Consider the following 23,685-nt stretch of genomic DNA (forward strand, 5'->3'; position numbering starts at 1 on the left):
GATAAATCCCCTCGCCACAATGGCTGGCATTCCGACCTGTGAAGGGCAGTTGGCACGATTTGCAGGTGGATTGGCAAGGATCGCAGCCATGCAGCGATTGTTCGCTTTCAGCGCCGGGAACAGACTTGACTCCTCAGCGCCACGACGGCGTTTCAGTGAGGAAACCTCCCATGAGCACGACCATTGCCGGCATCAAAATCCCTGACAGCGCCCTCGCTCGCGCCACCACCGATTACATCCGTGACATCGAGTCCGACCTGCTTTACCACCATTCGCGCCGGGTATTTCTGTTCGGCGCACTGAGCGGTGAGCGTCAGCAACTGGCTTACGATCCGGAGCTGCTCTATGTCGGCGCAATGTTCCACGACCTCGGTCTGGTCGAAGGTCATCGCAGCGCTGACGAGCGTTTTGAAGTGGACGGCGCCAACGCGGCGGCGGCGTTTCTCAAGCCGTACGGTTTGAGCGATGACGACATCGAGCAAGTCTGGTTATCGATTGCCCTGCACACTACGCCGGGCGTGCCGAAGCATTTGCGGCCGACCGTGGCGCTGGTGACGGCGGGTGTCGAGATGGATGTGTTGGGGATGGATTACGCGGCGTTCAGCACCGTGCAACGGGAGGCGGTGGTGCATGCGCACCCGCGTGGGGAAGGTTTCAAGGAATGCATCATCTGCGCGTTTGCCGATGGCTTGCGTCATCGTCCGCAGACCACATTTGGCAATGTGAAGACCGATGTGCTGAAGGATCAGGAGCCGGGGTTCAAACCGATGAACTTCGTAGAAGTCATCCGCAATTCCCCTTGGACTGCCTAAAACCAGATTTGAAACTGGCCCCTGTCGCGAGGGGATTTATCCCCGTTGGGTTGCGAAGCGACCCCTCTTTTGATTCAAAAAAGAAGGGGCCTGCTGCGCAGTCCAACGGGGATAAATCCCCTCGCCACAAAGGCTTCATCGCCAATGTCCGGATATGGCTTACGCCGCTTCCGGCGAAGGCGCCCGGCGTACGTCCGGTTGTTTCCACGAATCGGCAGCGCTTTCTTCGATGGCTTGCTGGATGGCTTTCTTGCGGGCTTCTTCGGCGCGTCGGCTGAAGAACCAGACCATGAAGGTCACGATCGATACCGCCAGCAGAATCAGACTCGCCACCGCGTTGATCTCAGGCTTCACGCCCAGACGCACCGCCGAGAACACTTCCATTGGCAGGGTCGTCGAACCCGGGCCGGAGACGAAGCTCGCCAGCACCAGGTCATCCAGCGACAACGCGAACGACATCATGCCGCCCGCCGCCAGCGACGGCGCAATCATCGGGATGGTGATCAGGAAGAACACCTTCCACGGCCGCGCGCCCAGATCCATCGCCGCTTCTTCGATCGACAGGTCCAGCTCCCGCAGACGCGCCGACACCACCACCGCTACATACGCCGCACAGAATGTGGTGTGAGCGATCCAGATGGTGACGATGCCACGTTCCTGCGGCCAGCCGATCATCTGCGCCATGGCCACGAACAACAGCAACAGGGACAGACCGGTGATCACTTCCGGCATCACCAACGGCGCGGTCACCAGGCCGCCAAACAGCGTGCGGCCCTTGAAGCGGGTGATGCGCGTCAGCACGAATGCCGCCAGCGTACCCAGCGCCACCGCGGCAACCGCGGTGTAGCAGGCAATTTCCAGCGAGCGCAGCACCGAGCCCATCAGTTGTGTGTTGTCGAGCAGGCCGACGTACCACTTGATCGACCAGCCGCCCCATACCGTCACCAGTTTGGAGGCGTTGAACGAGTAGATCACCAGGATCAGCATCGGCAGGTAGATGAACAACAGACCGATGACCAGCATCAGGCTGGAGAAACGGATGCGCTTCATTCTTTGCCCTCCATTTCTTTGGCCTGACTACGGTTGAACAGAATGATCGGCACAATCAGGATCGCCAGCATCACCACTGCCAGCGCGGACGCTACCGGCCAGTCACGGTTGTTGAAGAACTCTTGCCAGAGCACTTTACCGATCATCAGGGTTTCCGGACCGCCGAGCAGTTCCGGGATCACGAACTCACCGACCACCGGGATGAACACCAGCATGCAGCCTGCAATAATCCCGTTCTTGGACAGTGGAATGGTGATTTTCCAGAAGCTGTTGAAGGTGCTCGAACCGAGGTCGGAAGCGGCTTCCAGCAAGCTTTGATCGTGCTTCACCAGGTTGGCGTACAGCGGCAGGATCATGAACGGCAGGTACGAGTAAACCACGCCGATGTACACCGCAAGGTTGGTGTTGAGGATCTGCAGCGGCTCGTCGATAAACCCCATGCTCATCAGGAAACCATTGAGCAGGCCGTTGTTGCTGAGGATGCCCATCCACGCGTAAACGCGGATCAGAATCGCCGTCCAGGTCGGCATCATGATCAGCAGCACCAGCACCGTTTGCATCTCTTTACGCGCGGTGGCGATGGCGTAGGCCATCGGGTAGCCGATGACCAGACAGAGGATGGTGCTGATCAGCGCCATCTTCAACGAGCCGAGGTAAGCGGCGATGTACAACTCGTCGCCGGCCAGCATCGAGTAGTTGCCCAGGTTCAGCAGCAGTTGCAACTTCTGCTCGGCGTAGGTGTAGATCTCGGTGTACGGCGGGATCGCCACGTCGGCTTCGGCAAAACTGATCTTCAGGACGATGAAGAACGGCAACATGAAGAACAGGAACAGCCAGATGAACGGGACCCCGATGACCAACTGCCGGCCATTGGGGATTATTCGGTTGAGGCGGCGTTTGAATTTGCGCATGTTCATGAGCGAAGTACCACGCCGCTGTCATCTTCCCAGTACACGTAAACCTGATCGCCCCAGGTCGGACGTGCGCCACGGCGTTCGGCGTTGGCCACGAACGATTGCACCAGTTTGCCGCTCGGCAATTCGACGTAGAACACCGAGTGACCGCCGAGGTAGGCGATGTCATGCACCTTGCCGCTCGACCAGTTGTATTCGCAGGTCGGTTGGTCGGCGGTGACCAGCAGCTTCTCCGGGCGGATCGCGTAGGTGACCGACTTGTCCTGCACCGAGGTGCTGATGCCGTGGCCGACGTAGATCTGCCGATCGAGGTCTTTGCAGGTGATGGTCGCGTGGCCTTCGGCGTCGTCGATCACTTCGCCTTCGAAGATGTTGACGTTACCGATGAATTCGCAGACCAGACGGCTGGTCGGGGTTTCGTAGATGTCGATCGGGCTGCCGATCTGAGCGATCCAGCCCAGGTGCATGATCGCGATGCGCTCGGCCATGGTCATGGCCTCTTCCTGGTCGTGTGTCACCATCACGCAGGTCACACCGACGCGCTCGATGATCTCGACCAGCTCCAGCTGCATCTGCGAGCGCAGTTTTTTATCCAGTGCGCCCATCGGTTCGTCGAGCAACAGCAGCTTCGGCCGTTTGGCCAGCGAACGCGCCAATGCCACACGCTGACGCTGACCACCAGACAGTTGATGCGGCTTGCGCTTGGCGTACTGGCTCATCTGCACCAGCTTGAGCATCTCGGCCACGCGGGCGTCGACTTCAGCCGCCGGAATCTTGTCCTGCTTGAGGCCGAAGGCGATGTTCTGCGCCACGGTCATGTGCGGGAACAAGGCGTACGACTGGAACATCATGTTGATTGGTCGCTCGTACGGCGGCATGTCGGTGATGTCGACGCCGTCGAGAAAAATGCGCCCCTCCGTGGGCCGTTCGAACCCTGCCAGCATCCGCAGCAGGGTAGATTTGCCCGATCCCGAACCGCCGAGCAGAGCGAAGATCTCGCCCTTTTTGATTTCCAGGGACACATCGTCCACGGCAATCGTCTCGTCGAACTTCTTCGTGACCCGGTCGATTTTGACCAACACCTGTTTCGGTGTCTGGTCGCCCTCGAGGGCTTTCTTATAGGCGCCGGAGGCAACTGCCATTTACGAAACTCCCAGAAAAAAACAATGCAGTCCGCCCCGCAAGGCGAACCCAGGATAGTGTGTGCCTTACATCCCCGACTTGACCTTGGTCCAGCTGCGGGTCATCAGACGCTGAATGTTCGGTGGCAACTCGGTCGACACATAAGCCTTGTCGATAACGGCCTGCGGCGGATACACCGACGCATCGGTCCGGATGGATTGTTCCATCAGTTTGTCCGAACCCGGGTTGGGGTTGGCATAACCGACGTAATCACTGACCTGAGCGATCACCTCAGGTTTCAGCAGATAGTTGATGAAGGCATGGGCCTCCTTCACGTTCGACGAATCCTTCGGAATCGCCAGCATGTCAAACCACAGCGCGCCGCCCTCTTTCGGCACCGTGTAGGCGATGTTCACGCCCTTCTTGGCTTCGGCTGCGCGGTTCTTCGCCTGGAAGATATCGCCGGAGAAACCGATGGCTACGCAGATGTCGCCGTTGGCCAGGTCGCCGATGTATTTCGAGGAGTGGAAGTAGGTCACGTAAGGACGCACCGCGAGCAGCTTGGCGGTGGCTTTTTCATAGTCCTTGGGATTGGTGCTGTTGGCGTTCAGGCCCATGTAGTTGAGCACGGTCGGCATCATTTCATCCGCCGAATCGAGGAATGCCACGCCGCAGCTTTGCAGCTTCTTGATGTTCTCCGGCTCGAACAGCACGCCCCACGAATCAATCTTGTCGACACCGAGCACGGCCTTCACTTTATCGACGTTGTAACCGATGCCATTGGTGCCCCACAGGTACGGCACGGCGTACAGGTTGCCCGGATCGTTCTGCTCCAGACGCTTGAGCAGCGCCGGGTCGAGATTGGAATAATTCGGCAGCTGCGAGCGGTCGAGCTTCTGGAACGCGCCCGCCTTGATCTGCTTGCCGAGGAAGTGGTTCGACGGCACGACCACGTCGTACCCGGTACGCCCGGCCAGCAGCTTGCCTTCCAGGGTTTCGTTGGAGTCGAACACGTCGTAGACCGGCTTGATCCCGGTGGCTTTCTGGAAATCCGCCAGGGTGGTCTCGCCGATGTAATCGGACCAGTTATAAATATGCACCGTACCGGCGGCCTGGGCACCGACAGCAATCGTCAGGCCGGCAGTGGCCAGCAGGGCTTTGCGCAAAGAAGAAAAAATAGGCAAGTGGAGGTCCTCTAAATTAGTTGGGCCCAAGTTGCCCCGCGCTGCATGACAGCCATGGCTGCCCGGCAACAAAACCGGCGCGCAACTTACCCTCGAAAAACCGTTCCAGCAAAACTTTCTGTCATTTAATTAATCCGCTGGCCGCCTTCGCGGGGGACGACGGCCAGCGGTTGCTGCTGCAAACCGGCTTATTTACCCGATTTGATCTTGGTCCAGCTGCGGGTCAGGATGCGCTGAGTCGCGGCCGGCAAGTCGGCAATCGCGTACAGCTTGGCCAGCACGTCAGCCGGTGGGTAAACGCCCGGGTCACTGGTGATGTCTTTATCGACCAGCGGAGTTGCAGCGGCGTTACCGTTCGGGAAGCGTACGGCGTTGGTGATTTCCGCCATGATTTCCGGCTTCTGCAGGAAGGTCATGAACTTGTAGGCGCCTTCGACGTTTTCGGCATCTTTAGGGATGGCGACCATGTCGTAGAAGCTGCCGGCACCTTCTTTCGGAATGTTGTAGCTGACTTTCACCTTGTCACCGGCTTCAGCCGCGCGGGACTTGGCCTGGTAGATGTCACCCGAGTAACCGACGGCTACGCAGATGTTGCCGTTGGCCAGGTCAGAGATGTACTTGGACGAGTGGAAGTAGGCGATCGAAGGACGAACCTTCATGATCAGCGCTTCAGCCTTGTCGATGTCTTCTTTCTTCTGGCTGTCGGTTGGCAGGCCCAGGTAGTGCAACGCCACCGGAATCATCTCGGTTGGCGAGTCGAGCAGGCTGATGCCGCAGGATTTCAGCTTGGCGGCGTTTTCCGGCTTGAAGATCAGATCCCACGAATCGACCGGCGCGTCGGCGCCCAGAGCAGCCTTGACCTTCTCGGCGTTGAAGCCAATACCGATCGAGCCCCACATGTAAGGGAAAGCGTGCTCGTTGCCCGGGTCGCTGACCGACACGGCTTTGAGCAAGTCAGTGTTGAGGTTCTTCCAGTTAGGCAGCTTGGACTTGTCCAGCTTCTGGTAGACACCGGCCTTGATCTGCTTGGCGAGGAAGTTGTTCGACGGCACGACAATGTCGTAGCCGGACTTGCCTGCGAGCAGTTTGGCTTCGAGGGTTTCGTTGCTGTCGAAGACGTCGTAGACGACTTTGATGCCCGACTCGTCTTCAAACTTCTTGATGGTGTCCGGGGCGATGTAGTCGGACCAGTTGTAGACGTGCAACACCTTGTCGTCCGCCTGAGCCGCAGCCGCCATGATTCCCATCAGGGACATGGCGAGCAGAGTCTTGCCAGCGAGCTTTTTGCCTAATGCCTTCATGCGTAATGCTCCAAATTTTCTTTTTTTGAACCACTTTGTTCAGCGGCCGAACCCGGACAACTGGAACCGCGGCTAGTCTGGCAAGATCCGAGGCGGTCTTTCAAGAAAAGACCAGCCTTTCTGACAGCTTTTGAGCGAGCGCGCCGCAGCTCCCCCGCTCAAAAGCCTAGCACTTAGCCCTGCAACGCACTGAGGGTCAGGTCCAGGCATTTACGTGCCTTTGTTACCAGCTCATCGATCTCGGCTTTGCTGATCACCAGCGGCGGCGCGATGATCATGGTGTCACCCACAGCGCGCATGATCAGGCCGTTGTCGAAGCAGAACTGGCGGCAGATCATGCCGACACCCTTGCCTTCGTAACGCTTGCGCGTGGCCTTGTCCTGCACCAGCTCGATTGCGCCCAACAGACCAACCCCGCGAACCTCACCCACCAATGGGTGATCGTTCAGTTCCCGCAGACGTTTCTGCAAATACGGTGCCGTTTCGTTGTGCGCGTTCTCGATAATTTTTTCATCGCGCAGAATGCGGATGTTTTCCAGACCGACCGCTGCCGCCACCGGGTGACCGGAGTAGGTGAAGCCATGGTTGAAATCGCCACCTTCGTTGAGCACCGCAACAACGGTGTCGCGAACGATCAGGCCACCCATCGGGATGTAACCGGAGGTCAGACCTTTGGCGATGGTCATCATGTCAGGCTTGAGGTCGTAGAAATCGCTACCGAACCACTCACCGGTACGGCCGAAACCGCAGATCACTTCGTCCGCCACGAAGAGGATGTCGTACTTGGCGAGGATTTCCTTGATGCGCGGCCAGTAGCTGTCGGGCGGAATGATCACGCCGCCAGCGCCCTGGATCGGCTCGGCAATAAAGGCACCGACGTTGTCGACGCCGACTTCGAGAATCTTTTCTTCCAACTGATTGGCCGCCCAGATACCGAACTCTTCCGGGGACATGTCGCCGCCTTCAGCGAACCAGTATGGCTGCGCGATGTGGACGATGCCCGGGATCGGCAGGTCGCCTTGTTCGTGCATATAGGTCATGCCACCGAGGCTCGCGCCCGCGACGGTCGAACCGTGATAACCGTTCTTGCGGCTGATGATGACTTTCTTGTTCGGCTGGCCTTTGATCGCCCAATAGTGGCGGACCATACGCAGCATGGTGTCGTTGCCTTCGGAGCCGGAACCGGTGAAGAACACGTGGTTCATGCCTTCTGGCGCGACGTCGGCGATCGACTTGGCCAGTTCCAGTGCCGGCGGGTGTGCGGTCTGGAAGAACAGGTTGTAGTACGGCAGTTCGCGCATCTGTTTGGCGGCCGCATCGGCCAGCTCATCGCGACCGTAACCGATGGCCACGCACCACAGGCCGGCCATGCCGTCGAGGATCTTGTTGCCTTCGCTGTCCCACAGGTAAACGCCCTTGGCGTTGGTGATGATCCGCGGGCCTTTCTCTTTCAGCTGTTTGAAGTCGCTGAATGGCGCCAGGTGGTGATCATTGCTGAGTGCTTGCCACTCGCGGGTTTGCGGATTGTTGCTGGTCATGCCAATTCTCCTTGTTATCGGTGAAGGCGCGACCGCTGAGGGTCGCGCCCGGCGTATCAGACGGCGAAGAGCAGGTACTCACGCTCCCAGGAACTGATCACGCGCTTGAAGTTTTCATGCTCGGCCCGCTTGACCGCGACGTAGCCTGTGATGAAAGTCTTGCCGAGGTATTTCTCGACGGTGGTGCTGTTTTCCATACGCTCCAGCGCGTCTTCGATGGTTAACGGCAGGCGCAGGTTGCGGCGCTCGTAACCACGGCCGACCACCGGCGCGCTCGGGTTGAGACCCTCGACCATGCCGATGTAACCGCAGAGCAGGCTCGCGGCAATCGCCAGGTACGGGTTGGCGTCGGCGCCCGGCAGACGGTTTTCGACCCGACGGTTCTGCGGGCCGGCATCCGGTACGCGCAGGCCGACGGTGCGATTTTCTTCGCCCCACTCGACGTTCACCGGTGCCGAAGTGTCCGGCAGGAAGCGACGGAACGAGTTGACGTTCGGTGCGAACAACGGCAACAGCTCGGGAATCAGTTTCTGCAAACCACCGATGTGGTGCAGGAACAGCTGGCTCATGGTCCCGTCTTCATTGGAGAAGACGTTCTTGCCGGTCTCGATGTCGATGATGCTCTGGTGCAAGTGCATCGCACTGCCCGGCTCGCCCGTCATCGGCTTGGCCATAAAGGTCGCTGCGACGTCGTGCTTGAGTGCGGCTTCACGCATGGTGCGCTTGAACACCAGGATCTGGTCGGCCAGCGACAGTGCGTCGCCGTGACGGAAGTTGATTTCCATCTGCGCCGTGCCGTCTTCGTGGATCAGCGTGTCGAGGTCCAGCTCCTGCAGTTCGCACCAGTCGTAGACGTCTTCGAACAGCGGGTCGAATTCGTTCGCCGCTTCAATCGAGAACGACTGACGACCGATTTCCGGACGGCCCGAGCGACCGATTGGCGGCTGCAACGGATAGTCAGGGTCGTCGCTGCGCTTGGTCAGGTAGAACTCCATTTCCGGCGCCACGATTGGCTGCCAGCCCTTGTCGGCATAGAGTTTGAGGACTTTCTTGAGGACGTTGCGCGGCGACAGCTCGATCGGGTTGCCTTGCTTGTCGTAGGTGTCGTGGATCACCTGCGCGGTTGGCTCGATGGCCCACGGCACCATGTACACGGCGTTCTGGTCGGGGCGGCAGATCATGTCGATGTCGGCCGGGTCGAGCAGTTCGTAATAGATGTCGTCTTCGACGTAGTCGCCGGTCACGGTCTGCAACAGCACGCTCTCGGGCAGGCGCATGCCTTTTTCGGCGATGAACTTGTTGGTCGGCGAAATCTTGCCCCGGGTGATACCGGTCAAGTCGGCGATCATGCATTCGACTTCTGTGATCTTGTGGTCTTTCAACCAATCGGTGAGCTGGTCGAGGTTGTTACTCATAAATGCCTCTGGGCTGAGTCTCCTGACGTGGTGTCAGGCAAAGTTTGACGCCGGCGGCGTCGCGTTAAAGGGGGCTTGCTTGTGCGCAGTGCGGGCTTACGCCAGGCACCGCGCATAGACAATGAAAGAGGAGCTTACCTGCCCTTTACGCTGGCGTTGCATTTCCTGTGCACAGTTCAGGCGTGCAGAATCATGAGCACGACTCGGCGAGCGGCGCAGGCTTTGGGATTGAAAGCGATCTATATTGGAAGGGAACGCCATAAAGGAGATGCCTTGTCGTACGTCCAGAATATCGGACGCTGCCGTTTTGCCTGCTGCTGACAAAACCTTCGTCGACGGGCCGCGCGCCTTGCTGGCGGAGCTTTCGACGGATTTGTCGCCACTGATGTGATAAGCATGCAGACCGGACTGTTGCGAGCAGTCGGTGATGCCGATTAACGGCAGGCGAGACATGAAGCACCCCGGTATTATTGCTGTTATGGGTTTGATCGGAGCTTAGCCTTGTTCATTTTTTTACACAACACCCCCGTAAAAAATACAACACGGCCTGCTCAAGCCTGCGGGTGCCAAGCGTCCCAAGGACGAAAAACTGCCCTAAAGTGCCCCATAAATGCCCCTGCGGCGCTTTTTTAGGGCAAAAAAGGCCTTGCTTGACTTCGGCATGCCGTTCGGGTTGACTGAAACCAGAAAAGATCAATGATTGATATTTTTAACAACAAAGGTGTTGCATCATGTCGGTACCCCCGCGTGCCGTTCAGCTTAACGAAGCGAACGCGTTCCTTAAGGAACATCCTGAGGTTCTGTACGTTGACCTTCTGATTGCGGATATGAATGGTGTGGTGCGCGGCAAGCGCATCGAACGCACCAGCCTCCACAAGGTTTACGAGAAAGGCATCAACCTGCCGGCCTCTCTATTTGCTCTGGATATCAACGGCTCTACGGTGGAAAGCACCGGCCTGGGCCTGGACATCGGCGACGCCGATCGTATCTGCTATCCGATCCCCGATACCCTGTGCAACGAGCCATGGCAGAAGCGCCCGACCGCGCAGCTGTTGATGACCATGCACGAGCTCGAAGGCGACCCATTCTTCGCCGATCCGCGCGAAGTGCTCCGTCAAGTTGTTGCAAAGTTTGACGAGCTGGGCCTGACCATCTGCGCCGCCTTCGAACTCGAGTTCTACCTGATCGACCAGGAAAACGTGAACGGCCGTCCACAGCCGCCACGCTCGCCGATCTCCGGTAAACGTCCGCACTCGACTCAGGTCTACCTGATCGATGACCTCGACGAATACGTCGACTGCCTCCAGGACATTCTGGAAGGCGCGAAAGAGCAAGGCATCCCGGCCGACGCCATCGTCAAGGAAAGTGCCCCGGCGCAGTTCGAAGTGAACCTGCACCACGTCGCCGACCCGATCAAGGCCTGCGACTACGCGGTACTGCTCAAGCGTCTGATCAAGAACATTGCCTACGACCATGAAATGGACACCACCTTCATGGCCAAGCCGTACCCGGGTCAGGCCGGTAATGGTCTGCACGTGCACATTTCGATTCTGGATAAAGAAGGCAAAAACATTTTTGCCAGCGAGGATCCCGAGCAGAACGCCGCGCTGCGTCACGCGATCGGCGGTGTGCTCGAGACCCTGCCCGCGCAGATGGCTTTCCTCTGCCCGAACGTCAACTCCTACCGTCGTTTCGGCGCACAGTTCTATGTGCCGAACTCGCCGTGCTGGGGCCTCGACAACCGCACCGTAGCGATTCGCGTACCGACCGGTTCTTCCGATGCCGTGCGTATCGAGCATCGTGTAGCCGGCGCCGACGCCAACCCGTACCTGCTGATGGCTTCGGTCTTGGCCGGCGTGCACCACGGTCTGACCAACAAGATCGAGCCGGGCGCGCCAGTCGAAGGCAACAGCTACGAGCAGAACGAACAAAGCCTGCCGAACAACTTGCGCGATGCCCTGCGCGAGCTGGACGACAGCGAGGTGATGGCCAAGTACATCGATCCGAAGTACATCGATATCTTCGTCGCCTGCAAGGAAAGCGAGCTGGAGGAGTTCGAACACTCCATCTCCGACCTTGAGTACAACTGGTATCTGCATACCGTTTAAGCGGTCGTAGCGCCAAAAAGAACGCCGTCGGCTGATTCAGCCAACGGCGTTTTTTTATGGCCGAACACAAAACCTGTGGCGAGGGGATTTATCCCCGTTGGGTTGCGAAGCAGCCCCAAACCCATCCCACTCGGTGTGTCAGGAATAACCGGTTCTCAGGGTTTACGACTGCTGCGCAGCCGAACGGGGCGGTGCGACGTTTCGCTAAATCCCCTCGCCACAGGGTACCGGCAGACAACACCGAAACCGGCTCGTACAATGCCCGCTGCCCCGCAGGAGACTTTCATGACGCGTCCCGCCCCCGTTCGCAAACCCCGTGCCCGCAGTCAGGCGCGCATCGATTCGATACTCGACGCCGCGCGCACGCTGCTGGCCGCCGAGGGTGTGGCGAGTCTGTCGATCTACAGCGTCGCCGAGCGCGCGCAGATCCCGCCCTCCTCCGTGTACCACTTCTTTGCCAGCGTGCCGGCGCTGCTCGAAGCGCTGACCGCCGACGTGCACGCAGCCTTCCGCGCGTGCCTGCAGGCACCGATCGATCATGAAAGTTTGCGTGACTGGCGGGATCTGTCGCGGCTGGTTGAGCAACGCATGCTGGAGATCTACGACGAAGACGCTGCCGCGCGCCAGTTGATTCTCGCCCAGCACGGCCTCACCGAAGTGACCCAGGCTGACCGCCAGCACGACATCGAACTCGGCGACCTGATGCACAAGCTGTTCGACCATCATTTCGAACTGCCAAGGCTGCCGAGCGACGTCGACGTGTTTGCCCTGGCCATGGAGCTGGGCGACCGTGTCTACGCACGCTCGGTGCAGCAACACGGGCAGATCACCCCGCGCATGGCCGAAGAAGGCATGCGCGTGTTTGATGCCTACATCGGCCTGTACCTGCCGACTTACCTGCCGAAGCGGCCCGTCAGCGACTGACGTTCAAATCGCCCGCAGCAGAATCTTGTCGATGGAATGGTCCGCCGACTTGTTGAGGATCAGGCTCGCCCGGTCACGGGTGGGCAGGATGTTTTCAACGAGGTTCTTCAGATTGACCCGGTCCCAGGTGGCCGAGGCCATGGCCAGCGCTTCATCGTCCGACAGCGTCTTGTACTTGTTGAAGTACGACTCGCCAGACTGGAACGCAGTGTTCTTCAGATAGACAAACCGCTCGAGGTACCAGCGCTTGATGTCCTCATCAGCGGCGTCGACATAGATCGAGAAGTCGACGAAGTCACGGACGTTGAGACTGTCGTGTTTGTCCTCCTGGAGGACATTGAGCCCTTCCAGAACGATGATATCGGGGGTCTGCACCGTCTGCGTCTCGTCGGCAAGAATGTCGTACCGAACGTGCGAGTAGACCGGGATCTGCACCGGTTTGCCTTCGTTGCGCACGGCGTGCAGGAAGTCGAGAAGCAGTGCCCGGTCGTAAGATTCGGGAAAGCCTTTGCGGTGCAACAGGTTGTTCTGCTCGAGTGTCGCCAGCGGAAACAGGAAAGAATCTGTGGTCACCAGTTGCACATCCGGCGCGCCTGGCAAGGAGGCCAACAACGCCGACAAAACCCTGGCGAAGCTGCTCTTGCCCACCGCGACACTGCCCGAGATGCCAATCACATACGGTGGCTTGCGCGTCGGTTCGCCGAGAAAAGCACTGTGCACCACGGCCGCCGACTGCGCGGACTCGGCGTAAAGACGCAAAAGGCGCGACAGCGGCAGCAATATTTCTTCCACTTCGTCGCGGCTGATGGGCTGCGTAGGGCTGATCAGCGCATTCATTTGTGCCGACGAAAGGCTCTGCGCCGCCTCTTCCCGCAAGGCAGACCATTGCTCGCGAGTGAATTCCCGGTACTCGCGGTGAGCGGGCGAATGCCCTGCGGCATCCTGCTGGGTGGTCATAATCTTCCTGTCTGTGCCTTGGCAAAAGCCGGAACATAGCAGATATGTTCAGGGCCTCCAAACCACGCTTTTCACCCTCAATCGCATTTTTGCCGCACAAATGAAAAACCCCGGAGGGCTCAAGCCGTCCGGGGCGCGTGTTGCCCATCGATTACAACTTGGCGATCGACACCTCGGTGGATTTCACAAAGGCGATCACTTCGCTGCCCACTACCAGCTCCAGCTCCTTGACCGAACGGGTGGTGATCACCGAAGTGACGATGCCCGAAGCGGTTTGCACGTCGATTTCCGACAGCACGTCACCGAGGACGATTTCCTTGATCGAGCCTTTGAACTGGTTACGGACGTTGATGGCTTTGATAGTCATGGCAATGATTCCTGTCGTTTGCTTGAGTTATTGCGCCCAACGCAGTTGCGTAGGCAGGGGTGAAACAGGTTCCGGCTCCGGCGGTTGGCCAGGCAGGGACAAAACTCGGTTAAGCACTTCGGTTTCCAGCGCCGCCAGGCGATGCGAACCGCGTACCCGTGGGCGCGGCAGTTCGACGTGCAGGTCGAGGCCGACTTCGCCTTCCTCGATCAGAATCACCCGGTCGGCAATCGCCACCGCTTCGCTGACGTCGTGGGTCACCAGCAGCACCGTGAAGCCGTGTTGCTGCCAGAGACGTTCGATCAGTTGCTGCATTTCGATGCGGGTCAGCGCGTCCAGTGCGCCGAGCGGTTCGTCGAGCAACAGCAGGCGCGGCTGATGGATCAGGGCGCGAGCCAGCGCGACGCGTTGCTTCTGCCCACCGGACAACGCCGCCGGCCATTCATTGGCGCGATCGGCCAGGCCCACCGCGTCCAGTGCTTCAAGAGCCTTCGGGCGCCAGTTGCCTTTAAGGCCGAGCCCAACGTTGTCGATGATCTTTTTCCATGGCAGCAGACGCGCTTCCTGGAACATCAATCGGGTGTCTTCCCGCGCATCGCTGAGCGGCGCAGAACCGGCGAGCAAGTCACCGCCAGTCGGTTGATCGAGGCCGGCTAGCAAGCGCAGCAAAGTACTTTTGCCGCAGCCACTGCGCCCGACCACAGCGACGAATTGCCCCGCCGGAATGTGCAGATCGATGTCACGCAGCACCTGCCGCGCGCCGAAGGTTTTCTGCAGGTTGCGCACCGCCAGCGGAATCCCGCGCAGCAGGCGTGGAGGTTGTTGAGCGGTCATGCTGCACCTCCTTTGGCAACCTGATAGGCCGGATGCCAGCGCAACCACACACGTTCAAGTCCACGGGCGGCGAGGTCGGCGAGTTTGCCGAGCACCGCGTAAAGCAGGATCGCCAGCACCACCACGTCGGTCTGCAAAAACTCCCGGGCGTTCATCGCCAGATAGCCGATGCCGGAGCTGGCGGAAATGGTTTCGGCGACGATCAACGTCAGCCACATGAAGCCTAGGGCGAAGCGCACGCCGACCAGAATCGAAGGCAGCGCGCCCGGCAGAATCACCTGCCAGAACAGGCTGAAACCGCTCAGGCCATAACTGCGCGCCATCTCCACCAGCGCCGGATCGACGTTACGGATGCCGTGATAAGTGTTGAGGTAGATCGGGAACAACGTGCCCAACGCCACCAGAAAAATCTTCGCCGACTCGTCGATGCCGAACCACAGGATCACCAGCGGAATCAGCGCCAGGTGCGGCACGTTGCGGATCATCTGCACCGAACTGTCGAGCAGGCGTTCGCCCCATTTCGACAGACCGGTGATGAAACCCAAGACCAGACCGATGCTGCCGCCGATGGTGAAACCGAGCGCCGCGCGCCAGCCGCTGATCGCCAGGTGCGTCCAGATTTCGCCGCTGCGCACCAGGCTCACGCCGGCTTCGATCACCGCCACCGGTGCCGGCAGAATCCGTGTCGACAACCAGCCCGCCGACACCGACAACTGCCACACCGCCAGCAGCAATACCGGCAACGCCCAGGGCGCGAGGCTGTGGATGATTTTCTTCATGGCGCGCCTCAGCTCTGCGACGCGGCTTTGGGAAGAATGTCGTTGGCGACCATCTCGCCGAACGGGCTGACGTAACCGGCACTTTTCGGCAGTTCCGGACGCTCGATGTCGAGGTGCGGGAACAGCAGTTCAGCGACGCGATAGGATTCTTCGAGGTGTGGATAACCGGAGAAGATAAAGGTGTCGATGCCCAGATCGGCGTATTCCTTCACGCGTGCAGCCACCGTCGGGCCATCGCCGACCAGCGCCGTACCGGCACCGCCGCGCACCAGGCCAACACCGGCCCACAGGTTCGGGCTGACTTCGAGGTTGTCGCGACTGCCACCGTGCAGTGCGGCCATGCGTTGCTGACCCACCGAATCGAAACGCGCCAGCGAAGCTTGAGCACGAGCGATGGTGTCGTCGTCCAGATGCGAGATCAACCGATCCGCCGCTTGCCACGCCTCGGCGTTGGTTTCACGAACGATCACGTGCAGTCGAATACCGAAGCGCACAGTGCGGCCAAGCTTGGCGGCTTTGGCGCGGACTTGGGCGATCTTCTCGGCGACGGCTGCTGGCGGCTCGCCCCAGGTCAGCACCATTTCCACTTGTTCGGCAGCCAAGTCCTGCGCCGCTTCCGACGAGCCACCGAAGTACAGCGGCGGACGCGGTTGCTGGATCGGCGGATAGAGCAATTTCGCGCCTTTCACGCTGATGTGCTCGCCGTCGTAATCAACGGTTTCGCCTTCCAGCACTCGGCGCCAGATGCGGGTGAATTCCACCGAGGCTTGATAGCGTTCTTCGTGGCTGAGGAACAGACCGTCGCCGGCCAATTCTTCTGGGTCACCGCCGGTTACCAGGTTGAACAGCGCACGGCCGCCGGACAGACGATCCAGCGTGGCTGCCTGCCGCGCCGCGACCGTCGGGGAAATGATCCCGGGACGCAGGGCAACGAGGAATTTCAGACGCTGGGTCACCGGGATCAGCGATGCCGCCACCAGCCACGAGTCTTCGCAGGAGCGGCCAGTGGGGATCAGCACGCCGCCGAAACCCAGACGATCCGCCGCTTGCGCGACCTGTTGCAGATAACCGTGGTCAACGGCGCGAGCGCCTTCGGCGGTGCCAAGGTAATGGCCGTCACCGTGGGTAGGCAGGAACCAGAAGATATTGAGGCTCATGGAGTGGTCTCCTTGGGGATTCGAATTACAGCGCTTTGGCCACAGCGGCCGGTGGTGTCCAGATCACATCCTTGATGCTCAGCGGCTTCGGAATCAGCTTGAGCTGGAAGAACGTGTCAGCGATTTTCTGCTGTGCGGCGACCACTTCCGGGGTCAGGAACAGCGCGCCGTAACCCTGGCGTTTTACCGAGGTCAGGGTGATGTCCGCCGGCAGGCCGAGCAGTGGCGCGACTTGCTGGGTCACGTCTTCAGGGTTGGCTTTCGACCATTCGCCGACGGCACGCACTTCTTCCACGAGGGTCTTGATCACCTGAGGATTTTTCTCGGCGTAAGGTTTGGTCGCGAGGTAGAACTGGTGGTTGTCGACGATGCCTTTGCCGTCACGCAGGGTGTGCGCTTGCAGTTGTTTCTCGGCGGCGGCCTGGTACGGATCCCAGATGACCCAGGCATCGACGCTGCCACGTTCGAACGCGGCGCGAGCATCGGCTGGCGGCAGGAATACGGTTTGAATGTCGGTGTATTTGAGGCCGGCGTCTTCCAGCGCACGCACCAGCAGGTAGTGGACGTTGGAGCCTTTGTTCAGGGCGACTTTCTTGCCTTTGAGATCGGCCACCGATTTGATCGGCGAGTCTTTCGGCACCAGGATCGCTTCGCTGTTTGGCGCTGGCGGTTCGTAGGCGACGTAGAGCAGATCGGCGCCGGCAGCTTGGGCGAAGACTGGCGGGGTTTCGCCGGTCACGCCGAAGTCGATCGAGCCGACGTTCAGGCCTTCGAGCAGTTGCGGGCCGCCGGGGAATTCAGTCCATTGCACGTCGACGCCTTGGGCGGCCAGACGTTTTTCCAACGTGCCTTTGGCTTTGAGCAGCACCAGCGTGCCGTACTTCTGGTAACCGATCCGCAATGTCTCGGCTTGAGCTTGAGTGATGGCGCCGAAGGTGACAGCCGCAGCAAACAGAGCGACCAGACCACGACGCAAAAATACAGTGCGCATAGCGCTCTCCTTTTTTGCTGTTGGGTTTTGGCTGCACCTGCTTGGCCGTTAGCGGCTGAGTAAGGTGAAGTACATCAAATGCGGGTGTGGCTTAAATGCTCCAGCGAGCACTCAACAAACGTTCGTTCAACAGGCCCGGTTCCAGCGGCTTCGGCCGGCGGGCCATGGCGCCGACAAACTGATCCAGCGCTTCGTGCAGTCGCTGCTCCAGCGCCGGGGCCAGTTGTGCGGCGGCACTGCCTTCGCCGTAAGCGATCTGGCTGTCCTCGGCGAAAATCCCCTGGAGCATTTCCTGGGCTTTCAGCGCCGACAACACAGGCTTGAGGGCGTAATCGACCACCAGCATGTGGGCGATGCTGCCGCCGGTGGCCATTGGCAAAACAATCTTGTGATTCAGGGCACGCTCTGGGAGCAGATCCAGCAGCGTCTTCAACGCGCCAGAGAAAGACGCTTTGTAAACCGGTGTGGCGATCAACAGGCCGTCGGCGTTTTCAATCTGTTGCAGCAGGTCGAGCACCTTCGGGCTGTCGAAGCGGGCGTGGAGCAAATCTTCGGCCGGGAAATCCCGAATCTGATAACTCACCACTTCCACGCCTTGCTGCTGCAACCAACGTTGCGAGCGCTCCAGCAGCACCCCGGAACGGGAGCGCAGGCTGGGACTGCCACCGAGTGAGACAACCAGCATTGAGACGATTCCTTAAGCGTTACAGGCGATTCGCGGGTTGCGATCTCGCTTCGATGGGAGTGACCTTACCAGCTGATTTATATATCCATAAATCATATTTATTCATTTGGTTATGCGTTTTGGAGATATGCGGATTGCTTTGTTTCGGGCGAAAAAAAAGGCCGTCGAAACGGCCTGAAATCCCCTGCTTTGTGGATGCCTCGAAAAGATCGCAGCCTTCGGCAGCTCCTACAGGAAGCGGCGTACTCCTGTAGGAGCTGCCGCAGGCTGCGATCTTTTGATCTTACCGATTCGGCTGTGGCGTCAGGCGCAGGTAAGGCTTCACGGCGCGATAGCCCTTGGGAAAACGCTGCTTGATCTCTTCCTCGTCCTTCAACGAAGGCACGATCACCACTTCATCACCGTCCTGCCAGTTGGCCGGCGTGGCCACTTTGTAGTTGTCGGTGAGCTGCAGCGAGTCGATCACCCGCAAAATCTCGTGGAAGTTGCGCCCGGTGCTCGCCGGGTAAGTGATGGTCAGGCGCACCTTCTTGTTCGGATCGATGACGAACAGCGAACGCACGGTCAGCGTGTCATTGGCGTTCGGGTGGATCAGGTCATACAGATCGGAAACCTTGCGATCGGCATCGGCCAGGATCGGGAAGTTGACGATCGTGTTCTGGGTTTCGTTGATGTCTTCGATCCACTTGTGGTGCGAATCCACCGGGTCGACCGACAGTGCGATGGCTTTGACGCCGCGCTTGCTGAACTCATCCTTGAGCTTGGCGGTGAAGCCCAGCTCAGTGGTGCACACCGGGGTGAAGTCCGCCGGGTGAGAGAACAGCACGCCCCAGCTATCGCCCAGCCATTCGTGGAAACGAATCTTGCCGGCGCTGGAATCCTGTTCGAAATCGGGGGCGATGTCGCCGAGTCTGATGCTCATGGTGCTGCTCCTGATGAGTTGTTGGAGACCTCAACTGTAGCTTGGGATTTGCCATCATGAAAAAGAATAAATAATGAGATATCTAGATCATTAGTGAATATTAAACATCTGTTCACTGGACGCTCGACGGCATCCCGACGAACATCGGCCGCAAGGTTCGAGAAGGCCTTGAGTTGCTGTAAAGAGGGGAATTTCGGGGAGGGCTTACGGGGGTGAGTCTGACTCGAAAACGCAAAAGCCCCGTCCGGCGCGATGCCGGACGGGGCTTTTTTTTTCAGTTACTTGAGCGCGCTATTACAGCAGCGGGATCGAGTAGCTGACGATCAGGCGGTTTTCATCCTGGTCACGCTGACCTGGGATGTCGTTGCGCCAGGTGGCGTTTTTCCACATCAGGCCCAGGTTCTTCAGTGGGCCTTCTGGTACGACGTAGCCAACGGTCAGGTCGCGTTCCCACTCGGAACGGCCGCTGCCTGCAACCGGGTGAGCAGTAGTGTTGGCAATGGTGTCGATGTTGTCACCGCGCAGGTAGACCATACCTGCTGTCAGGCCTGGCAGGCCGACTTTGGCGAAGTCATACGAGTAGCGTGCTTGCCAGGTGCGCTCGCCGGCACGGCCGAACTTCTGGATTTGCATGTCGGTGATGGTGTAGTTCGACGAACCGTCGCCCTGGTTCAGCCAAGGGAAGTCGCTGCTGCCGTTGGAAACCTGATAGCCGCCACCGAAAGTGTGACCTTCAACGGTGTACAGGAACAGACCGCTGTACAGGTTGTTGTCGACCTTGCCTTTACCAGCGCGGAAGCCTTGGTAGTTACCCGAACTGAAGTACAGTGGGTCGTGACCGTTAGCACCGTCGTCGGAGCTGTTGAAGTAACGGAAGTCGGACTTCAGCACGCCCGGGCCGATTGCCCAGTTGTGAACCAGACCCAGGAAGTGCTGCTTGTAGAAGTCTTCCAGATTGCCGTAGTAATACTGGGCAGTCAGGTCTTTGGTGATTTTGTAGTCACCACCGGCATAGATGAACTTGTTGCTGTCACGGAACGAAGCGCCACGGGAGTTGGCACCGCCGATGCTCAGTTGCTCATTGTTGCTGGAGTTACGACCCTTCACGGCTTCGATCTGACCGCCAACCAGCGTCAGGTCTTTGATATCACCGGAAGTGATCTGGCCACCCTGCCAGGTTTGTGGCAGCAGACGACCATCGTTGGTCACGATAACCGGGTTCTTAGGCTGCAGAGTACCCAGCTTCAGTTCGGTCTGGGATACCTTGGCTTTGGCAGTCAGGCCCAGGCTCGAGAAGTTATCAACAGCTTCGCCGTTGGACTTGCTCGGGAATACAGTGCCGCCGTAGGAGGAAGAAGTGGCGCCGTTGGTGCCGCCGCCCGAATCCAGACGCACGCCCAGCAGGCCGATGGCGTCGATACCGAAGCCTACAGTGCCTTGGGTGTAACCGGAGATGAAGCGCAGATCAAAGCCTTGACCCCATTCTTCGTTCTTGCTTTGAACACCGGCTGTTTTGTTGGCAGCGGTATTGGCAGCACTGTCGCGGTTATCGGTGTTGATGTAGAAGTTACGCAGCCCCAAAGTAGCCTTGCTGTCTTCGATGAAACCGGCGGCGCCTGCCTGCTGCGCCATAACCCCTACGGCCACAGCCAGGGCCAAGGTGGACTTGTTCATGTAAAGCTCCTCTCGTTTCTAATTTTTGTGTTTCTGGCCCTGGGTCTGTTGCCCTGGATCCGAGATGCGCGATTAGCGCCAGTTCGTGACCGACAAGTCAATCGTAACCTTGTGTGTCTACGACCAAGGTCTAATCGCAGTGATTTGGTCCGTGCAGAGTAAAGATTTCCTGATAAACCCAAAAAGAATTTATTCATTCTTTTTCATATCATTTCGGAATATGGCCAGTATCTTGCCATCTTCGCCGGGATACAGCGTATCGGCGACTAAGCTCATTCCTAAATGGTATTTGTTAGCCTTTTTTTATATCGATTAGCTTTGGCGTAACCCCGAATCGTCAAACCCTATCGAAAAGGCGACGCCATGATGGCCAAACGCGCACTATCTAGTCAATTTGTTACAGTTTGTGTGTCAGCACTGATTTCTTTATCCGCTCACGCTGGCAACCTCACCGTTGGCTACCAAACCGGTATCGACCCGAGCAAAGTCCCGCAGGCCGACGGCGTCTACGAGAAAACCATCGGTGAGAAAATCGACTGGCGCCGCTTCAATAGTGGCCCGGAAGTTGTGACAGCCATTGCTTCCGGTGACGTGCAGATCGGCAACCTCGGCTCCAGCCCGCTGGCGGCAGCCGCTTCACGCAATCTGCCGATCGTCGCGTTCATCGTTTCAGCGCAGATCAATGCCGCCGAAGCACTGGTGGTGCGCAATGGCAGCGGTATCAATAGCCCGCAGGATCTGGTCGGCAAGACCATCGCCACACCGTTTGTATCCACCTCGCACTACAGCCTGCTCGGTGCTCTGAAGCACTGGGGCCTGGACGCCTCGAAAGTCAAAGTGGTGAACCTGCAACCCGCAGAAATCGCGGCGGCGTGGAAGCGTGGCGATATCGATGGCGCGTTTGTCTGGTCGCCGGCGCTGGGCGAAATCCGCAAGACCGGCAAGACGCTGACCGACGCTGCACAAGTCGGCCAGTGGGGCGCGCCGACGTTCGAAGTGTGGGTAGCGCGCAAGGACTTTGCCGAGAAGCACCCCGAGGTGGTCGCGAAATTCGCCAAGGTCACGCTCGACTCGTTCGCCGATTACGCCGCGCATAAAGACAGCTGGACGGCTGACTCGGTGCCGGTGCAGAAAATCGCCAAACTGACCGGTGCCAACGCCGCCGACGTGCCGGAATTGCTCGCAGGCTCGGCATTCCCGGACGCCAAGGCACAACAAACCACGGCGCTGCTGGACGGCGGCACGGCGAAGGCGATTGGCGAGACGGCGAAGTTTTTGAAGGAACAGGGCAAGGTTGAAACGGTGCTGCCGGACTACTCACCGTACGTGAGCGCCAAGTTCATCACCGAGTAATTGATCGTTCCCACGCTCCGCGTGGGAATGCATCTCGGGACGCTCCGCGTCCCATCGAAAGCGAACGCGGAGCGTCCGTTGAGGCATTCCCACGCAGAGCGTGGGAACGATCGAATCCAGATGAACCGGGTCAGAGGGTTTTTTCGAAGATCTTCGAGTTGCGCTGGTAGTTGTACAGCGACGCCCGCGCTGCTGGCATGCGCTCGACGCTACTTGGCTCGAAACCGCGCTCGCGGAACCAGTGTGCGGTGCGAGTGGTGAGGACAAACAAGGTTTTCAAACCCTGCGCCCGCGCTCGGGTTTCGATGCGCTCCAGCAATTCATCCCCACGTCCGCCATGGCGATATTCCGGGTTCACTGCCAGGCACGCCAGTTCACCGGCATCCGAATCGGCAATCTGATACAGCGCCGCACAGGCGATGATCATGCCTTCGCGCTCAACCACGCTGAACTGCTCGATCTCGCGCTCCAGCACTTCGCGCGAACGCCGCACCAGAATCCCCTGCTCTTCCAGCGGGCTGATCAAGTCGAGCAAACCGCCGACGTCTTCAATCGCCGCCTCGCGCACCAGTTCGAATTGCTCTTGCGCAACCAGCGTACCGCCACCGTCACGGGTGAACAGCTCGGTCAGCAGCGCGCCATCCTCGGCGTAACTGACGATATGGCTGCGCGCCACGCCGCCACGGCAGGCTTCGGCGGCGGCATCGAGCAGTTCTGCTTGATAGTTGCTGCTGCCCAGACGCTGCAAATGCGCCGGCACTTGCTGTGGACGCAGTTCGCGCACCAGTTTGCCGTTTTCGTCGATCAGACCGAGGTCGGCACCGAACAAAAGCAGCTTGTCCGCGCCCAGGTCGATGGCGGCGCGGGTAGCGACGTCTTCGCAGGCGAGGTTGAAGATTTCACCGGTCGGCGAGTAACCCAGCGGCGACAGCAGCACGATCGAACGCTCATCGAGCAGACGATTGATGCCCTTGCGGTCAACCCGGCGCACTTCGCCGGTGTGGTGATAATCGACACCTTCGAGCACGCCGATCGGCCGTGCAGTCACCAGATTGCCGCTGGCCACGCGCAAGCGCGAACCCTGCATCGGCGAGGACGCCATGTCCATCGACAGCCGCGCTTCGATCGCGATGCGCAACTGGCCTACCGCGTCGATTACGCATTCCAGCGTTGCGGCATCAGTGATGCGCATGCCGTGGTGGTAATGCGGAGTCAGGCCGCGAGCGGCGAGGCGGGTTTCAATTTGCGGGCGCGAACCGTGCACCAGCACCAGGCGCACGCCAAGGCTGTGCAACAAGACAAGGTCGTGGACGATGTTGCCGAAATTCGGATGCTCGACGCCGTCGCCGGGCAGCATGACGACGAAGGTGCAATCGCGATGGGCATTGATATAGGGGGACGCGTGACGAAGCCAGTTAACGTATTCGGGCATGAACCTGGGCCTGTAATAAATAGCAGCCGAAAAAAGGGGCGAAACGAAAAACGCACAGCGGGCTGATGGTTATCGTCGGAACAGGCTTGGCGACACGCGCGCTCTCCTCATGAATACGGGTTCAATCCCCACAAATTTAACGACTACCCCCCTGTAGGAGCTGCCG

22 protein-coding genes are annotated in these 23,685 nt (G+C 59.2%); 4 read left to right on the forward strand and 18 right to left on the reverse strand.

Features of this window, described 5'->3' with window-relative positions; translation table 11 throughout:
- Nucleotides 1-170: 170 nt before the first annotated feature.
- The gene (locus PMI37_RS22485; RefSeq protein ID WP_008085317.1) at nucleotides 171-812 is read left to right on the forward strand and encodes an HD domain-containing protein; all 642 of its coding nucleotides are present in this window, start codon (nucleotides 171-173) and stop codon (nucleotides 810-812) included.
- 159 nt (nucleotides 813-971) lie between these two features.
- Here PMI37_RS22485 and PMI37_RS22490 read toward each other — a convergent pair whose 3' ends face one another.
- The 8 genes from PMI37_RS22490 to PMI37_RS32075 form a co-directional block, all read right to left on the reverse strand.
- Complete coding sequence (locus tag PMI37_RS22490) at nucleotides 972-1,862, reverse strand: ABC transporter permease subunit (RefSeq protein ID WP_007913861.1); 891 nt, start codon at nucleotides 1,860-1,862, stop codon at nucleotides 972-974.
- Complete coding sequence (locus PMI37_RS22495; protein ID WP_174823987.1) at nucleotides 1,859-2,740, reverse strand: ABC transporter permease subunit; 882 nt, start codon at nucleotides 2,738-2,740, stop codon at nucleotides 1,859-1,861. Before PMI37_RS22495 ends, PMI37_RS22490 begins: the two co-directional genes overlap by 4 nt.
- Nucleotides 2,741-2,775: 35 nt before the next feature.
- Nucleotides 2,776-3,918, reverse strand: coding sequence for an ABC transporter ATP-binding protein (locus PMI37_RS22500; protein WP_008085321.1), 1,143 nt, complete (start codon nucleotides 3,916-3,918; stop codon nucleotides 2,776-2,778).
- Between the two features lie 66 nt (nucleotides 3,919-3,984).
- Nucleotides 3,985-5,082, reverse strand: a complete 1,098-nt coding sequence (locus PMI37_RS22505) for a polyamine ABC transporter substrate-binding protein (protein WP_008085323.1) — start codon at nucleotides 5,080-5,082, stop codon at nucleotides 3,985-3,987.
- 188 nt (nucleotides 5,083-5,270) lie between these two features.
- Nucleotides 5,271-6,383, reverse strand: a complete 1,113-nt coding sequence (locus tag PMI37_RS22510; protein ID WP_008085325.1) for a polyamine ABC transporter substrate-binding protein — start codon at nucleotides 6,381-6,383, stop codon at nucleotides 5,271-5,273.
- Between the two features lie 173 nt (nucleotides 6,384-6,556).
- On the reverse strand, nucleotides 6,557-7,921 hold the full coding sequence (locus PMI37_RS22515) for an aspartate aminotransferase family protein (protein WP_008085326.1): 1,365 nt from the start codon (nucleotides 7,919-7,921) through the stop codon (nucleotides 6,557-6,559).
- A 56-nt stretch (nucleotides 7,922-7,977) separates the two neighbouring features.
- Nucleotides 7,978-9,336 (reverse strand): glutamine synthetase family protein, encoded by a 1,359-nt coding sequence (locus PMI37_RS22520; protein WP_008085328.1) that lies wholly within the window; start codon nucleotides 9,334-9,336, stop codon nucleotides 7,978-7,980.
- Between the two features lie 96 nt (nucleotides 9,337-9,432).
- On the reverse strand, nucleotides 9,433-9,789 hold the full coding sequence (locus PMI37_RS32075; protein WP_008085329.1) for a hypothetical protein: 357 nt from the start codon (nucleotides 9,787-9,789) through the stop codon (nucleotides 9,433-9,435).
- A gap of 278 nt (nucleotides 9,790-10,067) precedes the next feature.
- On the opposite strand from PMI37_RS32075, the gene PMI37_RS22525 reads away from it, so the two are divergent.
- Together PMI37_RS22525 and PMI37_RS22530 are read left to right on the forward strand one after the other, a co-directional pair.
- Nucleotides 10,068-11,444 (forward strand): glutamine synthetase family protein, encoded by a 1,377-nt coding sequence (locus tag PMI37_RS22525; protein ID WP_007913842.1) that lies wholly within the window; start codon nucleotides 10,068-10,070, stop codon nucleotides 11,442-11,444.
- A gap of 285 nt (nucleotides 11,445-11,729) precedes the next feature.
- Complete coding sequence (locus PMI37_RS22530; protein WP_008085331.1) at nucleotides 11,730-12,368, forward strand: TetR/AcrR family transcriptional regulator; 639 nt, start codon at nucleotides 11,730-11,732, stop codon at nucleotides 12,366-12,368.
- A gap of 3 nt (nucleotides 12,369-12,371) precedes the next feature.
- Here the strand turns inward: PMI37_RS22530 and coaA are convergent, their stop codons facing one another.
- From coaA to PMI37_RS22575, 9 genes are all read right to left on the reverse strand, one after another.
- Nucleotides 12,372-13,325 (reverse strand): type I pantothenate kinase, encoded by a 954-nt coding sequence (gene coaA, locus PMI37_RS22535; protein ID WP_008085332.1) that lies wholly within the window; start codon nucleotides 13,323-13,325, stop codon nucleotides 12,372-12,374.
- A gap of 151 nt (nucleotides 13,326-13,476) precedes the next feature.
- Nucleotides 13,477-13,692: a TOBE domain-containing protein gene (locus PMI37_RS22540; RefSeq protein ID WP_003229256.1), complete on the reverse strand. Its 216-nt coding sequence runs from the start codon at nucleotides 13,690-13,692 to the stop codon at nucleotides 13,477-13,479.
- Between the two features lie 27 nt (nucleotides 13,693-13,719).
- Nucleotides 13,720-14,526, reverse strand: a complete 807-nt coding sequence (gene ssuB / locus PMI37_RS22545; protein WP_008085334.1) for an aliphatic sulfonates ABC transporter ATP-binding protein — start codon at nucleotides 14,524-14,526, stop codon at nucleotides 13,720-13,722.
- A complete protein-coding gene (gene ssuC, locus PMI37_RS22550; protein ID WP_003229260.1) occupies nucleotides 14,523-15,305 on the reverse strand; it encodes an aliphatic sulfonate ABC transporter permease SsuC in 783 nt (260 codons plus the stop codon). Before ssuC ends, ssuB begins: the two co-directional genes overlap by 4 nt.
- Before the next feature lie 8 nt (nucleotides 15,306-15,313).
- The gene (ssuD, locus tag PMI37_RS22555; protein ID WP_008085337.1) at nucleotides 15,314-16,462 is read right to left on the reverse strand and encodes an FMNH2-dependent alkanesulfonate monooxygenase; all 1,149 of its coding nucleotides are present in this window, start codon (nucleotides 16,460-16,462) and stop codon (nucleotides 15,314-15,316) included.
- Between the two features lie 25 nt (nucleotides 16,463-16,487).
- Complete coding sequence (locus tag PMI37_RS22560) at nucleotides 16,488-17,453, reverse strand: sulfonate ABC transporter substrate-binding protein (RefSeq protein ID WP_008085338.1); 966 nt, start codon at nucleotides 17,451-17,453, stop codon at nucleotides 16,488-16,490.
- Nucleotides 17,454-17,544: 91 nt separating this feature from the next.
- The gene (gene ssuE, locus PMI37_RS22565; protein ID WP_008085340.1) at nucleotides 17,545-18,138 is read right to left on the reverse strand and encodes an NADPH-dependent FMN reductase; all 594 of its coding nucleotides are present in this window, start codon (nucleotides 18,136-18,138) and stop codon (nucleotides 17,545-17,547) included.
- Between the two features lie 283 nt (nucleotides 18,139-18,421).
- Complete coding sequence (locus tag PMI37_RS22570; RefSeq protein ID WP_008085342.1) at nucleotides 18,422-19,060, reverse strand: peroxiredoxin; 639 nt, start codon at nucleotides 19,058-19,060, stop codon at nucleotides 18,422-18,424.
- Between the two features lie 294 nt (nucleotides 19,061-19,354).
- On the reverse strand, nucleotides 19,355-20,734 hold the full coding sequence (locus PMI37_RS22575; protein WP_008085345.1) for an OprD family porin: 1,380 nt from the start codon (nucleotides 20,732-20,734) through the stop codon (nucleotides 19,355-19,357).
- A gap of 363 nt (nucleotides 20,735-21,097) precedes the next feature.
- On the opposite strand from PMI37_RS22575, the gene tauA reads away from it, so the two are divergent.
- Nucleotides 21,098-22,087 carry a taurine ABC transporter substrate-binding protein gene (tauA, locus tag PMI37_RS22580; protein WP_008085347.1) on the forward strand — a complete coding sequence of 330 codons (990 nt, stop codon included), beginning with the start codon at nucleotides 21,098-21,100 and terminating at the stop codon, nucleotides 22,085-22,087.
- A 130-nt stretch (nucleotides 22,088-22,217) separates the two neighbouring features.
- Here the strand turns inward: tauA and argA are convergent, their stop codons facing one another.
- On the reverse strand, nucleotides 22,218-23,519 hold the full coding sequence (argA, locus tag PMI37_RS22585; protein ID WP_008085349.1) for an amino-acid N-acetyltransferase: 1,302 nt from the start codon (nucleotides 23,517-23,519) through the stop codon (nucleotides 22,218-22,220).
- Between the last annotated feature and the right edge of the window lie 166 nt (nucleotides 23,520-23,685).

Source organism: Pseudomonas sp. GM80, from assembly GCF_000282515.1.
Lineage (GTDB): Bacteria > Pseudomonadota > Gammaproteobacteria > Pseudomonadales > Pseudomonadaceae > Aquipseudomonas.

What these genes read in the sequence shown, in the direction of transcription:
- tauA (WP_008085347.1), top strand. Translation starts at nt 21,098, where the DNA reads ATGATGGCCAAACGCGCACTATCTAGTCAATTTGTTACAGTTTGTGTG.
- PMI37_RS22540 (WP_003229256.1), bottom strand. Translation starts at nt 13,692, where the DNA reads ATGACTATCAAAGCCATCAACGTCCGTAACCAGTTCAAAGGCTCGATC.
- PMI37_RS22490 (WP_007913861.1), bottom strand. Translation starts at nt 1,862, where the DNA reads ATGAAGCGCATCCGTTTCTCCAGCCTGATGCTGGTCATCGGTCTGTTG.
- PMI37_RS32075 (WP_008085329.1), bottom strand. Translation starts at nt 9,789, where the DNA reads ATGTCTCGCCTGCCGTTAATCGGCATCACCGACTGCTCGCAACAGTCC.
- PMI37_RS22530 (WP_008085331.1), top strand. Translation starts at nt 11,730, where the DNA reads ATGACGCGTCCCGCCCCCGTTCGCAAACCCCGTGCCCGCAGTCAGGCG.
- PMI37_RS22510 (WP_008085325.1), bottom strand. Translation starts at nt 6,383, where the DNA reads ATGAAGGCATTAGGCAAAAAGCTCGCTGGCAAGACTCTGCTCGCCATG.
- PMI37_RS22575 (WP_008085345.1), bottom strand. Translation starts at nt 20,734, where the DNA reads ATGAACAAGTCCACCTTGGCCCTGGCTGTGGCCGTAGGGGTTATGGCG.
- PMI37_RS22520 (WP_008085328.1), bottom strand. Translation starts at nt 9,336, where the DNA reads ATGAGTAACAACCTCGACCAGCTCACCGATTGGTTGAAAGACCACAAG.
- ssuC (WP_003229260.1), bottom strand. Translation starts at nt 15,305, where the DNA reads ATGAAGAAAATCATCCACAGCCTCGCGCCCTGGGCGTTGCCGGTATTG.
- ssuD (WP_008085337.1), bottom strand. Translation starts at nt 16,462, where the DNA reads ATGAGCCTCAATATCTTCTGGTTCCTGCCTACCCACGGTGACGGCCAT.
- PMI37_RS22525 (WP_007913842.1), top strand. Translation starts at nt 10,068, where the DNA reads ATGTCGGTACCCCCGCGTGCCGTTCAGCTTAACGAAGCGAACGCGTTC.
- ssuB (WP_008085334.1), bottom strand. Translation starts at nt 14,526, where the DNA reads ATGACCGCTCAACAACCTCCACGCCTGCTGCGCGGGATTCCGCTGGCG.
- PMI37_RS22515 (WP_008085326.1), bottom strand. Translation starts at nt 7,921, where the DNA reads ATGACCAGCAACAATCCGCAAACCCGCGAGTGGCAAGCACTCAGCAAT.
- coaA (WP_008085332.1), bottom strand. Translation starts at nt 13,325, where the DNA reads ATGACCACCCAGCAGGATGCCGCAGGGCATTCGCCCGCTCACCGCGAG.
- argA (WP_008085349.1), bottom strand. Translation starts at nt 23,519, where the DNA reads ATGCCCGAATACGTTAACTGGCTTCGTCACGCGTCCCCCTATATCAAT.
- PMI37_RS22560 (WP_008085338.1), bottom strand. Translation starts at nt 17,453, where the DNA reads ATGCGCACTGTATTTTTGCGTCGTGGTCTGGTCGCTCTGTTTGCTGCG.
- PMI37_RS22570 (WP_008085342.1), bottom strand. Translation starts at nt 19,060, where the DNA reads ATGAGCATCAGACTCGGCGACATCGCCCCCGATTTCGAACAGGATTCC.
- ssuE (WP_008085340.1), bottom strand. Translation starts at nt 18,138, where the DNA reads ATGCTGGTTGTCTCACTCGGTGGCAGTCCCAGCCTGCGCTCCCGTTCC.
- PMI37_RS22500 (WP_008085321.1), bottom strand. Translation starts at nt 3,918, where the DNA reads ATGGCAGTTGCCTCCGGCGCCTATAAGAAAGCCCTCGAGGGCGACCAG.
- PMI37_RS22485 (WP_008085317.1), top strand. Translation starts at nt 171, where the DNA reads ATGAGCACGACCATTGCCGGCATCAAAATCCCTGACAGCGCCCTCGCT.